At 39.4% G+C, this 13517-nt stretch carries 13 protein-coding genes; 8 read left to right on the top strand and 5 right to left on the bottom strand.

Translation table 11 applies throughout. From position 1 onward, the window contains the following. Positions 1 to 16 precede the first annotated feature (16 nt). Complete coding sequence (gene thrC, locus NZ900_00520; GenBank protein MCS7232581.1) at positions 17 to 1072, bottom strand: threonine synthase; 1056 nt, start codon at positions 1070 to 1072, stop codon at positions 17 to 19. 9 nt (positions 1073 to 1081) lie between these two features. Further along, the gene (locus NZ900_00515) at positions 1082 to 1813 is read right to left on the bottom strand and encodes a hypothetical protein (protein ID MCS7232580.1); all 732 of its coding nucleotides are present in this window, start codon (positions 1811 to 1813) and stop codon (positions 1082 to 1084) included. 121 nt (positions 1814 to 1934) lie between these two features. Between NZ900_00515 and NZ900_00510 the strand changes: the two genes are divergently transcribed. Together NZ900_00510 and NZ900_00505 are read left to right on the top strand one after the other, a co-directional pair. Further along, on the top strand, positions 1935 to 2807 hold the full coding sequence (locus NZ900_00510; protein MCS7232579.1) for a hypothetical protein: 873 nt from the start codon (positions 1935 to 1937) through the stop codon (positions 2805 to 2807). A gap of 79 nt (positions 2808 to 2886) precedes the next feature. Continuing rightward, positions 2887 to 3411: a DedA family protein gene (locus NZ900_00505; GenBank protein ID MCS7232578.1), complete on the top strand. Its 525-nt coding sequence runs from the start codon at positions 2887 to 2889 to the stop codon at positions 3409 to 3411. Here NZ900_00505 and NZ900_00500 read toward each other — a convergent pair. Genes NZ900_00500 through leuC form a run of 3 tightly spaced genes read right to left on the bottom strand, consistent with a single transcriptional unit; the run spans position 3408 to position 6295 of the window. Further along, complete coding sequence (locus NZ900_00500; GenBank protein MCS7232577.1) at positions 3408 to 4535, bottom strand: isocitrate/isopropylmalate family dehydrogenase; 1128 nt, start codon at positions 4533 to 4535, stop codon at positions 3408 to 3410. The genes NZ900_00505 and NZ900_00500 overlap by 4 nt on opposite strands. A gap of 3 nt (positions 4536 to 4538) precedes the next feature. Beyond that, entirely contained in the window at positions 4539 to 5033 is a 495-nt protein-coding gene (gene leuD, locus NZ900_00495) for a 3-isopropylmalate dehydratase small subunit (protein MCS7232576.1), read from the bottom strand. Continuing rightward, positions 5033 to 6295, bottom strand: coding sequence for a 3-isopropylmalate dehydratase large subunit (gene leuC, locus NZ900_00490; GenBank protein MCS7232575.1), 1263 nt, complete (start codon positions 6293 to 6295; stop codon positions 5033 to 5035). The genes leuD and leuC overlap by 1 nt, the downstream gene beginning before the upstream one ends. A 187-nt stretch (positions 6296 to 6482) precedes the next feature. Between leuC and NZ900_00485 the strand changes: the two genes are divergently transcribed. Genes NZ900_00485 through gatA form a run of 6 tightly spaced genes read left to right on the top strand, consistent with a single transcriptional unit; the run spans position 6483 to position 13515 of the window. Beyond that, entirely contained in the window at positions 6483 to 7247 is a 765-nt protein-coding gene (locus NZ900_00485; GenBank protein ID MCS7232574.1) for a type III pantothenate kinase, read from the top strand. Further along, positions 7244 to 8203, top strand: coding sequence for a tRNA-dihydrouridine synthase family protein (locus NZ900_00480; protein MCS7232573.1), 960 nt, complete (start codon positions 7244 to 7246; stop codon positions 8201 to 8203). Before NZ900_00485 ends, NZ900_00480 begins: the two co-directional genes overlap by 4 nt. Then, a complete protein-coding gene (gene lysS / locus NZ900_00475) occupies positions 8181 to 9710 on the top strand; it encodes a lysine--tRNA ligase (protein ID MCS7232572.1) in 1530 nt (509 codons plus the stop codon). The genes NZ900_00480 and lysS overlap by 23 nt, the downstream gene beginning before the upstream one ends. Further along, the gene (ligA, locus tag NZ900_00470; protein ID MCS7232571.1) at positions 9679 to 11739 is read left to right on the top strand and encodes an NAD-dependent DNA ligase LigA; all 2061 of its coding nucleotides are present in this window, start codon (positions 9679 to 9681) and stop codon (positions 11737 to 11739) included. Before lysS ends, ligA begins: the two co-directional genes overlap by 32 nt. A 14-nt stretch (positions 11740 to 11753) precedes the next feature. Beyond that, complete coding sequence (gene gatC / locus NZ900_00465) at positions 11754 to 12041, top strand: Asp-tRNA(Asn)/Glu-tRNA(Gln) amidotransferase subunit GatC (protein ID MCS7232570.1); 288 nt, start codon at positions 11754 to 11756, stop codon at positions 12039 to 12041. A 52-nt stretch (positions 12042 to 12093) separates the two neighbouring features. Beyond that, positions 12094 to 13515, top strand: a complete 1422-nt coding sequence (gene gatA / locus NZ900_00460) for an Asp-tRNA(Asn)/Glu-tRNA(Gln) amidotransferase subunit GatA (GenBank protein ID MCS7232569.1) — start codon at positions 12094 to 12096, stop codon at positions 13513 to 13515. Positions 13516 to 13517 lie beyond the last annotated feature (2 nt).

Here is a 13517-nt window from a genome sequence, read left to right as displayed (position 1 = left end):
CCTAAATATCACCTCCTTAAAGTTTAACTAACCTTATCACCTCCTCCAAAAGCGGAGGGCATGAAGGTGGTTCACCAACCACCCTAATAGCTAAGTTTGGATCTTTTAATCCATGTCCTGTTAGAACACACACGACCTTTGCACCTTTTTGGAAAAAGTTGACGTTATTTAGCTTTAATACGCCGGCTATTGGTGCTGCTGAAGCAGGCTCTGCAAAAACTCCTTCTTTTTTGACAACTATTTTATAAGCTTCTAAGATCTCTTCATCGCTAACTTTGTAGAAACCTCCTCCAAGCTCTTTTACAGTATTTACAGCTCTTTGCCAATGTGCGGGATTACCTATTCTTATTGCTGTTGCTATGGTTTCGGGATTTTCTATTACCTTGTTTTCGATAATTGGAGCTGCTCCTTCCGCTTGAAAGCCAAGCATCTTGGGTAGTTTATTTATTCTACCGATGTTTTTGAACTCCTTAAAGCCCATTCCATAAGCGCTTATATTTCCTGCGTTTCCTACAGGTATTGCTAAGTAATCTGGAGCATCTCCCAGCTTTTCACAGACCTCAAAAGCTGCTGTTTTCTGCCCTTCAAGTCTGTAGGGATTTAGAGAATTTACAAGCGTTATAGGATATTTTTGAGTTAGTTCCTTTATTATCTTTAATCCGTCGTCGAAGTTTCCCTCTATAGCTATTACGGTTGCTCCTGCTGCTAAAGCCTGAGCTAACTTTCCTAAGGCTATGGCTCTTTTAGGTATAATAACTATACATTTCAATCCCGCCCTTGCTGCGTAAGCCGCGGCTGAAGCTGATGTGTTACCAGTAGATGCACAAGCTATAGCAACAGCTCCTTCCTCTAAAGCTTTAGCTACAGCCATAACCATTCCTCTATCTTTAAATGATCCTGTAGGGTTTGTTCCCTCATATTTTAGGTAAAGTTCAAATTTTAAGTTAAACTCTCTTTCGATATTTCTTGCCCTTATCAAAGGAGTGTTTCCTTCTCCTAGAGTAATAATGGGTGTCTTTTCCGTGATAGGTAAAAATTCACGCCACCTTTGCATCACACCTTCTGAATCCATGGTTTATATCTACTCCTTTAAGTTGTTTACTATCTCTATGGCTTTTTCCACATCTTTGTCTTCTCCCCATATAGCTATAATTGAAGCCCCTTGAGAATCGTTAAGACCACCCTTTGCTACTAGGAAAGCTTCGACATTAGAAAGTATAAAGAAAGCTTCTATCTCAGTTATAATTTTTCCGTAAGCTACAGGCATAAGCCCTATTTTAAGTCCATCAGAATAGTCGAGTTCCTCTATACCTAAGACTGAGGAGGCAAGCTTAACTGATGGTATGAGCTTTTCTAAGCTAACCGGTATTATTAACTTTACCCCTCTTGAGACTACCGGTCCGATTATCTTTCCTATGGTTCCTCCTACTTTATTTCCGAGCATTATTCCCACATTGCCTTCAAAATCTATAGCATTTGCTCCCTTTATCATTACATCATTTTTCCCAAGCTTGTCTAAAACGCTATCATAAGGTTCATCTGTTTCCTTTCCTTTGTAAAGTATTATTGGGGGAATTCTCTTTTCAGGAGGATTTATACAAAGTTTTCCTCCTTCTATGTAACCTATTATGAACCGTTCTTTTTCTATTTCCCTTCCGAGGAGCTCTTCAGCTACATATCCATTTGTAGATCCTGGGTTTATAACTATGTAGCCCTCTTCGAGCGCTCGCTTTACCTCCGGCAGGTTTGCTACAGCTTTAGCTATTAACCTCTTGGACTCCCGTGGTTTCAAAGCGAACAAAGCTTTCTTCATCTTTCATATCCACCCCTTTTAAGGAAGTTTTACGTTTAATAAATGATACCACAGAGTTGCCTTTATGAGAAGATTTTTATGCTAAATTGTGTTATAATAAACTTAAAGGGGGTGTCAAAATTTGAGAAGATTTTTGGTATTTGTGACCCTTTGGATGGTTTTTGGAATAGTTTCTTTCGCCTGGGCTGTTGGAAATCCTGCTCTTAACTATGCTGAAAGAGTGTTTGCAGAAGAGAGACAACCTAATCCAGAGGTCTTTTCCTTTATCAAAAAGCTCGGCGATGATAGAAAGCTTGACGAGCTCGAGAAGATTTATATTAACTATTTAGCTCAAGTGGATTCAAAGCTTCAGCATAAGTTTTTTAACTTAGCTATGGATGGGAAGATAACTGAAGCAGAAATAGAATCCTTGCCGGATCTACATCTTCTTTATGAGGATTTTGTAGATAATAGAAACGGTTGGCCTCATGTGGATACATATGAGAGGAAGATTTATGTAGCTAATAATGGACTTTATATTCAGATGGAGCGTCAAGACCTGACAGCTTTATGTATTCCAGCAAAAGTTCAGCCCTATATAAATAGATATCCAGATTATATTTATACCGCGGATGTAGCTGTTAAGGAAAGCGGATATACAGCTCCATGGCTTATTTATGGAATTATGTTTAGAGTTAAGGATCTAAATAACTTTTATATGTTTCTTCATAGGGAGGACGGAGTTTTTTCTCTACAGGTCTTACATAATAACAAACCGCGTGTGATAAGAGACTGGACCAAGGGACCTTTAAGCTTTAGTACTATGAAGGTAGTTGTAAAGGGTGATAGAATATCCTGTTATGTTCTTGTGCCAGGAGAAGGAGAGAGAAAGATCTTTGATGTTCGTGACTCTTCTATTCCTTCTGGTGGTATAGGGGTTATTGCTATGGGTAGCGTTAAGGTTAAATTTACTAATTTAAATGTCATAGTTCCTAAGGAGGAGGCTTTGAAGTAAAATAGAGCTTCTTTATTATATTTTAGAGGAAGCTGCTTCTTTGATTTATAAATGGGGATACTTTGGGGTTTTTTTATTAATGGCTGTTGAATCTTCGTGTTTTCCTTTCCCGAGTGAGATTGTGGTTCCTCCTGCAGCTTATCTTGCTTCTCAAGGGAAGATGGATCTTGAGTTCATCATCATTTGGGGAACCGTAGGAAGTCTTGCTGGAGCCTGGTTTAATTATATTTTAGGCTACAAGCTTGGAAGACCCTTTTTGGTCAGATATGGGAGATATCTGATGATTTCTGAGAAGAGCTTAAAGAGGGCAGAAGAATTCTTTGAAAAGTATGGAGGAATAAGTACTTTTATAGGGAGACTCATTCCAGTAGTAAGGCAATATATCTCTTTACCTGCAGGTGTGGCTAAGATGAAGGCTTTGCCATTTACTGTTTATACTCTCTTAGGAGCTGGTGTATGGGTATTTGTTCTCGCTTTAATAGGATATTATGCGGGTGATAATAAAGAGCTCATACTTAAGTACTCTAATGAATTTGGTATGGGGGCAGCTATAGGAGGAGTTTTACTTATTATCTTTTACTTAAAGAAGAGGAGAGCCTTTTAGCTCTCCTCTATCATTTTAACTAGTATATCTCCAACCTCCCAGGTTTTTGTTTCTCCGCCAAGATCATATGTTTTGATTCTGCCTTCTATTAATGCTTTTCCTATGGTTTTTTCTATTGCTTTGGCAGCTTCTTCTTCTCCTATATGATCAAGAAGCATTGCTCCTGCCATGATTGTGGCTAAGGGGTTAGCCTTTCCTGTTCCTTTGTATTTCGGTGCGGATCCATGAATAGGTTCAAACATTGAAACCTTCCCAGGATTTATGTTTCCACCTGCGGCTAATCCTAATCCTCCTTGAATCATGGCTCCAAGGTCAGTTATTATGTCGCCAAACATGTTTGGTGCAACTATAACCTTATAATTCTCTGGACTTTTTACCATCCACATAGTTATGGCATCTACAAAGGCATAGTCTTTTTCTATAGTTGGGTATTCGCTCCCAACTTTTTCAAACACATCTCTCCATAGGGAGTAAACGTTTGTAAGAACATTGGCCTTATCCACGGCTGTTACTTTGTTTAGTCCTTTCCTTTTGGCTAGCTCGAAAGCATACCTTATTATCCTTTCGCAGCCTCTTCTTGAGTTTATCCCTATCTGATAAGCATATTCATCATCTGGGTTTATGTCTATGGAAACATTTATCTTTGCTTTATAAAGGTTTCTCTTAAGGTTAAAAGAGCTCTCTCTTTTTGGTCCCTTCCAGCGATCTCCAAGCCCTACATAGAAGTCTTCGGTATTTTCTCTAACAACGTAGAAGTTTATGTGTTCAGGTCCTTTATCTTTTAGTGGGGTGGGAACTCCAGGAAGTAACTTTATAGGTCGTAAATTTACATAAAGGTCAAGCTCAAACCTAAGCTTAAGAAGTATTTCTTTTTCAAGTATTCCAGGTGCAACTCTTGGATCTCCAACAGCGCCGAGGTATATAGCATCCATACTTTTCATCTCTTCTATAGCGCTGTCAGGGAGAAGTTCGCCAGTTTTAAGATAGTGATCCGCTCCCCATGGATACCATATCCATTCGATAGAAAAACCATACTTTCTTGCTGCAGCATCAAGTACTTTTACTCCCTCTCTTATTATTTCTTCACCTATTCCATCACCAGGTATAACAGCGATCTTATACAAAACTTAATCACCTCCAAGCTTTTTTCTGACATATTCTACAAGGCCCCCACTTGAAAGTATTTCAAGAATAGATTCAGGTATGGGTTCAGCCTTGAATTCCATTCCCTTAGTTAGATCTTTTATGATTCCTTTTTCTAGATTTACCTCAAGTTCGTCTCCATTTTCTATATTTTTTGAAGCTTCTTCACATTCTAATATTGGTAATCCTATGTTTATAGCGTTTCTAAAAAATATCCTTGCAAAGGAAGATGCTATTACACAAGATATCCCACAAGCTTTTATTGCTATAGGAGCGTGCTGTCTTGAACTGCCACATCCGAAGTTTTTACCTGCAACTATTATGTCACCTTTGTTAACTTTTTCCTTAAAGTTGGGGAATATGGGCTCAAAGCAATGCTTACCTAGCTCTCCTGGATCAGTAGTATTAAGGTAAGTGGCTGGTATTATAACATCTGTGTCAATGTCATCTCCAAACTTCCAAGCTTTACCCCTTAGCATTACTTCATCACCTCTTCTGGGCTAATTATTTCACCGGCTATTGCGCTTGCTGCGGCTACTGCTGGTGAAGATAGATATACATAGCTATCTTTATGCCCCATTCTACCTATGAAGTTTCTATTTGTAGTAGATATACAAACTTCTCCTTTTGCTAGTACTCCCATATGTCCGCCTAAACATGGACCACAGGTGGGGGTTGATACCGCTGCTCCGCTTTCTATGAAAGTTTCTATATATCCCAATTTCATGGCTTCCATGTAAACCTTTTGTGTTCCAGGAAAGACCAGCATTCTGACATCAGGGTGGACCTTTTTCCCTTTTAATATTTGAGCAGCTATAGCTAAGTCGCTTAGCCTTCCGTTAGTACAAGAACCTATAACAACTTGATCTACTTTAACTCCTCTGACCTGGCTTACCCCCTTTACGTTAGATGGCAGATGTGGAAGCGCTACCTGAGGTTCAAGATCGCTTACGTCCCACTCGTATATCTTTTCATATTCTGCATCAGGATCGCTCTTAAATATCTTATAATTTCTTTTCGCTCTTCCCTTTACGTATTCTATAGTCTTTTCATCGGGTTCTATTATCCCACATTTTGCTCCTGCTTCTATTGCCATGTTGCATATTGTGAAGCGATCATCCATCGGCAGTTCTCTTATTACATTTCCTGAAAACTCCATCGCTCTATAGAGGGCACCATCTACACCTATTTGTCCTATAGTGAAAAGTATAAGATCTTTTCCTCCCACCCATTTTCTTAGCTTTCCTTCATATATAAACTTTAATGATCTTGGGACCTTAAACCACAGCTTTCCTAGAGCCCAAGCTGCAGCAAGATCTGTACTGCCTACGCCGGTAGCAAAACATCCGAGTGCGCCATAAGTGCAACTATGGGAATCCGCCCCAATAACGACATCACCTGGTAAGGTTAAACCTTCCTCATGTAAAAGGACGTGTTCTATTCCTCCCCTACCTATTTCAAAATAGTATTTAATGCCATATTCTTTGGCAAATTCTTTCATAAGTTTAGCTTGTTCTGCTGATTTAACATCTCTATTAGGAGTAAAGTGATCTGATATCAGGGCTACCTTTTCTGGGTCAAATACTTTCTTTGCTCCCATAAGTTTGAAATCCTCTATGGCTAATGGTGCTGTTATGTCATTTGCAAATGCGAGATCTATACTTGCTTCTATTAGTCTATCTGGCTTAACTTCGTCGCTTGTATGGTTTTGGAGTATCTTTTCTACTATGGTTTTCCCCAAGAGAGCTCACCTCTCTTTTTTTAGAAAATGATGTTTCAATATTTCCGGATTAAGTATATTATTTTATGTATCATTTTGTCAAGGTCTAATAGATAATTACTATATCTTGGTATTCTTTTCTTGACACTTTTAAATGCTAACTCTAAAATTTAGTTTAGATTGCTTGTTTTCTAGAGGAGGGAAGAGCATGCTTTTAACTGTAGATGTGGGTAACACTAATATAGTCTTGGGTTTTTACAAAGATAGCGAGCTTCTTCGAGCATGGAGGTTGGCTACTGATAGGGATAAAACTAAAGATGAGTATGCAATTTTATTGAATTCTATATTGAAAATGTCTGATATAGCTTCAGGCGACATTAAAGGAGCAGTTGGTTCTAGTGTAGTTCCACCCTTAGTAGAGCCTATAACAAAGGTAGTTAAAGAAATGCTTTCTCTTAATATTCTCTGGGTTTCTTATAAGCTTGATTTGGGTATAAGGATAGCGGTTGATAATCCTGCAAGCGTTGGAGCTGATAGGATAGCAAACGCTGTAGGGGCCTATTTTTTATATGGAGCTCCTGTTATAGTAATAGATATGGGAACAGCCTTGACGTGGTGTGCTATAGATGAGAATGGTAATTGGCTTGGAGGGGCAATATTTCCTGGGATTAAAGTGGCTTCGGAAGCTCTGTTTGCCAAAACTGCTTTGCTTCCTAGGGTAGAGTTAAAGAAACCTAGATCTTCTATTGGTAAAAACACGGAAGAAAATATTCAATCGGGTTTGATTTTTGGCTATGCTTCTATGATAGATGGTATGGTAAGAAGAATTAAAAGGGAGATAGGAGAACATGCCTTTGTTGTTGCAACGGGCGGTTTGATAGATCTGGTTGCGGAAGAATCTAAGGAAATTAATCTTGTTAACCCTTGGTTAACCCTTGAAGGACTTAGAATAATTTACGAAAGAAACTCGTGATAAGGATTTTCCTAGCTCCTATAGCGGGTATAACAAAGCTTCCTTTTAGAGGCCTTTTTTGGGAAGATGGGCTTGACTATGCGTATACTGAGATGATAAGTGGCGTTGCTTTATATCATAGAGATCCAAAAGCACTGAGTTTGATAGACATTGCTTCCTGGGAAGGTCCTGTAGGGGTTCAGATAGTGGGAGGGGATCCTGAAAAAGTAGCTCAAGGGGCAATAATAGCTGAGAAGTGGGGAGCCTCAAGTATAGATATAAACATGGGTTGTCCTGCTAGAAAGATATTAAAGAGCGGAGGAGGAGCATCTCTCCTTTTAAGCATAGATAAGGCTGTAAGGCTTTTTTGCGAGGTTAAGGAAAGAGTTTCTATCCCCGTTAGCGTTAAGATTAGAAAGGGGTGGAAGGGTAAAGAGGTTTTTCTTGAGCTTGCTAAAAAACTTGAAAGGGAAGGGGTTTCCTGGATAACTCTTCATGCAAGATACGTTGAAGATGGATCCTCTGGTCCGGCTGACTGGGATAGTATAAAAACCCTAAAAGGGGAGGTTTCTGTTCCCGTTATCGGTAATGGTGGGATAAATCGACCTGAGGATGCAATTAGGATGGTAGAGATCACTAAATGTGATGGTATCATGCTTGCAAGTGGCGTTTTGAGAAATCCTTTACTTTTAAGGCAGGTAAGAGAGCTTGAAAGCAAGGGATTTTATTTAAAGGAGACAGCTTTAGATAAATTAGAGTGGCTTTTAAGGTTTTGTTCAAAAGTTAAGGAGTGTTATAGTGATACGAGGGGGGCTAAATATGTTAAAACCTTAGTTCCTTGGGTATTGAGAGATATTAAAGGGGCAAGCTGGCTTAGAGGGTACATTCTTAGGCTCAGCAGCCTTAATGGCATTATGGAGGTTTTATACTCCTTAAAGTCAAAGATAGGGGGGAATGAAGTTGATCGAGATAGATGAGATCTATAGACAAAGATTAAGCAAGCTTGAAAGACTTAGGGAGGAAACTGGCTATGATCCTTTTAAGGTTGATAGGTATGAGAAGAGGAATAGTGCTGATGAGATAAAGAGGAGGTTTTTTTACCTTAAGGGAGATGAAGTAGCAAATGAAGAGGTTTCAGTAGCTGGGAGAATAATTACTCTTAGAATTCACGGCAAAGCTGGTTTTGCTCATTTGAGGGATCAAACAGGGGATATCCAACTTTATTTTCAATACGATAGGCTTGGTGAGGAAAAGTATAGCTTTTTTAAGAATTGGGTTGATACAGGTGATATCATAGGTGCTAAAGGATTCCCCTTTAGAACGAGAAGAGGAGAGCTTTCTGTATGGGTTACCGATTTTTCTCTTTTAACTAAAGCTCTAAGAGCTTTACCGGAAAAGTGGCATGGTCTAAAGGATGTGGAAACTCGCTATAGACAGAGATATCTTGATTTAATTGCTAATCTTGAGAGCAGGAAGAGGTTCTTAATAAGAAGTAAAGTTATAAAGCTTTTTAGAGAGTTTCTTGATTCAAAAGGGTTTATAGAGGTAGAAACTCCTATACTTCAACCTATAGCTACGGGAGCAGCAGCGCGACCATTTGTAACTTATCATAATGCACTTGATATGAAGCTCTACTTAAGGATAGCTCCTGAGCTTTACTTAAAAAGGTTGCTTGTGGGAGGGTTTGAGAGGATTTACGAGATAGGGAGAAACTTTAGGAATGAAGGGATTTCTACTCAACACAATCCAGAGTTTACATCTCTTGAGCTTTACTGGGCTTATGCCAATTATGATGATATGATAAAACTTTTTGAGGAATGCATAAGCTATGTGGTGAAGGAAGTGATAGGGGATCTAAGGGTAGAGTACAATGGGGAAATTATAGATTTCACTCCTCCTTGGAAAAGGATTACCATGAAGGATGCGATCAAGCTTTACGCAGGTATAGATTTTGACTCCATAAGTAGTTTTGAAGAAGCGAAAATGGTTGTCCGGGGTAAAGGTATAAATGTTGAGAAGGCAGATAGCCTTCCTGCTCTCATGTTTGAGGTTTTTGAAGAGCTTGTCGAAAAGAAGCTTATTCAGCCTACCTTTGTAATAGAGTATCCTGTTGAGGTTTCTCCTTTAGCTAAAAGAAATCCTTATAAGATTGAGTTAACTGATAGGTTTGAGCTTTTCATTGGAGGATTTGAAATAGCTAATGCTTTCTCTGAACTTAATGATCCTTTTGATCAAAAGGCTCGCTTTGAAGAGCAAGCTAGGAAGCGCGAAAAGGGAGATGAAGAAGCTCACCCAATGGATGAGGATTTCGTTAGGGCTCTTGAATACGGTATGCCTCCTGCGGCAGGGATAGGCATCGGTATAGATAGATTTGTGATGATATTAACAGGTGCTCCTTCAATAAGGGATGTAATCCTCTTTCCTCATCTTAGGCCAGAAAGGGGGATTGAAGATGGGGAGGGAGATACCGAGGGAAATAGTTGAATATGTTGAAAGGTTAAAAAAGGAGATAGCTTATCATGACTATAGATACTACGTATTAAACGATCCCATTATATCTGATGCAGAATACGATGAGCTTGTGCGTAAGCTAAGAGAGCTTGAATCTAAATATCCAGAGCTTATAACTCCTGATTCTCCTACACAAAGGGTTGGTGGGATTCCAGCGCCTGAGTTTAAGAAGGTCAGACATGAAGAGCCTATGCTTAGTCTTGATAATGCTTTTTCTAAAGAAGAGCTTTTGGCTTTTGACCAGAGGATAAAGAAGTGGAGCGGAGAAAGTGAGATAGAGTATGTTGTTGAGCATAAAATAGATGGGGTTTCCGTATCTCTTATATATGAAGACGGGGTTTTCACGGTTGGAGCTACCAGGGGTGATGGAATAACAGGTGAGGATGTAACTGCTAACCTTAGAACTATAAAGACGCTACCTTTAAGACTAATTAAGGATGTTCCTGGTAGACTAGAAGTTAGAGGAGAGGTTTTTATGACAAAGGAAGAGTTTAGGAGAATAAATGCTGAAAGAGAAGAAGCAGGCTTGCCTCTTTTTGCTAATCCTAGGAATGCTGCTGCAGGTTCTCTTCGCCAGCTTGATCCAAGAATTACAGCTTCTCGTGCTTTGGATATATATGTTTACTATTTGATAAATCCAGAAAAATGGGGGATTTATAGACATTGGGATGCGCTTAACTTTATAAAAGAGCTTGGATTTAAGGTAAACCCGCATTCAAAGTTATGTAAAAACATAGAAGAAGTTTGGAGTTATTGTGAAGATTGGGAAAAGAAGAAAGTGGACCTGAGTTACGCTATTGATGGGGTAGTTCTTAAGGTAAATCGTATAGATCTCTGGGAGAAGCTCGGTTTTACAAGTAAGAGCCCGCGCTGGGCTATAGCCTTCAAATTTCCTCCTGAGGAGGCTGTTACTAGGGTTCTAGAGATTGTTATAAATGTTGGTAGAACAGGGGTTTTAACCCCAGTTGCTATATTTGAACCAGTCCATTTAGGGGGTACTGTAGTTAAGAGAGCTTCTCTTCACAATGAAGATGAGATCCGTCGCAAAGACGTTAAGATAGGTGATTGGGTTGTAGTTAGAAAGGCTGGGGAGATTATACCTGAGATCGTTAAGGTTGTAACTGAGCGAAGGACAGGTGAAGAAGTGGATTTTGAAATGCCAGATAAATGTCCTGTTTGTGGAGCAAGTGTCGTTAGACCTGAGGGAGAGGTAGCCTATAGGTGTATAGGTATAAACTGTCCGGCTCAGTTAAAGGAAAGGATAAGGCATTTTGCTAGTAGAGATGCCATGGATATAAGGGGACTCGGCCCAGCTATAATAGACCAACTTGTAGAAAGGAAGTTTGTGAAGGATATTGCTGATATATACTATATAACTTATGATCGGCTTCTTTCACTAGAGAGGATGGGACCAAAAAGCGCATCAAATTTAATTAGAGCTATAAATGCTAGTAAGAGCAGGCCTCTTGCGAATTTAATTTTCGGTCTTGGTATAAGATATGTTGGTAAAGTGGTTGCAAAGCTTCTAGCTGATAAGTTTGGAACGATAGATAGGCTTGTTAATGCCTCTTATCTCGAGCTCATGGAAATAGAGGGCATAGGAGAAAAGGTAGCTTCGAGTGTTATTGAGTTTTTCAGAGAGCCACAGAGTTTAGATCTTATAGAGAAGCTTAAGAGAGCTGGAGTAAATCTTGGTAAAGAGAAAGAGATTCCTAAGGAAATTAGGGAAAACTTTTTCAAAGGTAAAACTGTAGTTTTCACTGGGGAGCTTAAGAATTTTACTCGAGCACAAGCTTCTCAGCTTGTCGAGAGTCTTGGAGCACAGGTTTTGGATAACGTAAGCGGAAAAACTAATTTAGTCATAGTTGGGGAGAACCCTGGTTCCAAGTATGATAAGGCTCTGCTTTTAGGAATTCCTATTTTGAAGGAAGAAGAGTTTCTTGAGAAATTGAAGGAAGCAGGAGTGGAGGTTAAACGGGAGAAGGGACTTACTCTCTTTTAAGGAGGTTGGATTTTATGAGAGTAACTATGGAAGATGTAGAGCACGTTATGAAATTAGCTAATCTGGATTTGAAAGGAGAAGAGAAAGAGAAAATGCTTAAGCATTTTAGTAGAATTCTTGATTATTTCACTAAGTTGCAAGAGCTTGATACCACGCAAATTGAGCCTCTAAGTCATGTTATAGAAGAGTCGACTCCTTTAAGAGAAGATGAAGTTAGGGAAGGTCTTGATCAAGAAGATGTTTTAAAAATGGCTCCGGAAAGGGAATTTGGTTATATAAAGGTTCCTAGAATAGTTGAATGAGGAGGGATATAACTTGGAACTATGTGATCTACCTGCATGGAGACTTAAGGAGATGATAGATAAAAAGGAGATAATTCCAGAGGATATACTCGATTCCATTTTTAGAAGAATAGATGAGGTTGAAAGGGATCTGCATTCCTATATAACGATTTTGAAAGAAGAAGCTTATGATCAAGCAAAAATTATTAGAGGAAGATTAGAAAAGGGTGAAGATCTTCCCTTGGGAGGAATTCCGATTGCGATCAAGGATATCATCTGCACCAAAGGTGTAGAAACTACTTGTGCCTCTAAGATTTTAAAAGGTTTTTATCCTCCATATGATGCTACTGTTGTAAATAGGGTTAAAAAGGCCGGAGCTATAATTATAGGCAAAACCAACCTAGATGAGTTTGCTATGGGCTCATCAACGGAAAACTCGGCATTTGGTCCTACAAGAAATCCTTGGTGTTTGGAACGTGTCCCAGGTGGTTCAAGCGGTGGATCGGCTGCAGCAGTTGCAGCTGGTGAAACTATACTCTCTTTGGGTTCTGATACGGGAGGATCAGTTAGGCAACCTGCTTCTTTCTGTGGGATAGTGGGGTTGAAACCCACATACGGCTTGGTTTCAAGGTATGGCCTTATAGCTTATGCTTCTTCATTAGATCAGATAGGGCCTATGACTAAGGATGTTAAGGATTGTGCTTTGTTGCTTCAAGTTATAGCTGGAAAGGATGACATGGACTCGACCTCGCTTAATGTGTCCTTACCTAATTATCTTGATGCCTGTGAAGCTGGGGATCTTAGAGGTATAAAGCTCGGTATACCAAAAGAATATATAAGTGAAGCTCTTGATCCTTCGGTAGCTAAAGTAGTAGAGGAGGCAAAGAGAGCTTTTGAAAGGCTTGGGGCAAAGATATGTGAGATATCGTTACCTCATACGGAATATGCGCTTCCTACTTATTACATAATTGCTCCGGCTGAGGCGAGTTCTAACCTTGCTAGATATGACGGTGTACAATACGGTTTGAGGATTAAAGGGGAGTCATTGAGGGAAATGTATCTTGAAACAAGAACAAACGGTTTTGGTGATGAGGTGAAAAGGAGGATAATGATAGGCACTTACGTTCTGAGTGCTGGGTATTATGATGCTTTCTATCTTAAAGCTCTTAAGGTTAGAAGACTCGTTAAAATGGATTTTGATGAAGCTTTTAAAGTTGTAGATTACATTCTAACACCTACATCGCCAACTCCGGCTTTTAGGATAGGGGAGAAGGTGGAGGACCCTCTACTTATGTATCTTTCGGATATATTCACGGTTCCAGTTAACTTAGCTGGTATACCTGCTATATCGATAAATGGTGGTTTTTCTCAAGAGGGGTTACCAATAGGAATTCAGATTATGGGTAGGGCTTTAGATGAATTTGGTCTTTTGAAAGTAGCATCAGCTTTTGAAAGAGAAACAGAACTTCACGCTTATAGGCCATACGGGAGGTGATC

The sequence above is a fragment of the Synergistota bacterium genome (assembly GCA_025060595.1).
GTDB lineage: Bacteria > Synergistota > GBS-1 > GBS-1 > GBS-1 > 42-11.
The sequence above is the reverse complement of the archived record's forward strand: the minus strand, read 5'-3'. Positions and strand labels throughout refer to the sequence as shown.

Excerpts from the sequence above, each read along its gene's own strand:
- ligA (MCS7232571.1), top strand. The coding sequence starts at position 9,679 with ATGGGGAGGGAGATACCGAGGGAAATAGTTGAATATGTTGAAAGGTTA.
- thrC (MCS7232581.1), bottom strand. The coding sequence starts at position 1,072 with ATGGATTCAGAAGGTGTGATGCAAAGGTGGCGTGAATTTTTACCTATC.
- lysS (MCS7232572.1), top strand. The coding sequence starts at position 8,181 with ATGAAGTTGATCGAGATAGATGAGATCTATAGACAAAGATTAAGCAAG.
- NZ900_00485 (MCS7232574.1), top strand. The coding sequence starts at position 6,483 with ATGCTTTTAACTGTAGATGTGGGTAACACTAATATAGTCTTGGGTTTT.
- NZ900_00515 (MCS7232580.1), bottom strand. The coding sequence starts at position 1,813 with ATGAAGAAAGCTTTGTTCGCTTTGAAACCACGGGAGTCCAAGAGGTTA.
- gatC (MCS7232570.1), top strand. The coding sequence starts at position 11,754 with ATGAGAGTAACTATGGAAGATGTAGAGCACGTTATGAAATTAGCTAAT.
- leuD (MCS7232576.1), bottom strand. The coding sequence starts at position 5,033 with ATGCTAAGGGGTAAAGCTTGGAAGTTTGGAGATGACATTGACACAGAT.
- gatA (MCS7232569.1), top strand. The coding sequence starts at position 12,094 with ATGATAGATAAAAAGGAGATAATTCCAGAGGATATACTCGATTCCATT.
- NZ900_00505 (MCS7232578.1), top strand. The coding sequence starts at position 2,887 with ATGGCTGTTGAATCTTCGTGTTTTCCTTTCCCGAGTGAGATTGTGGTT.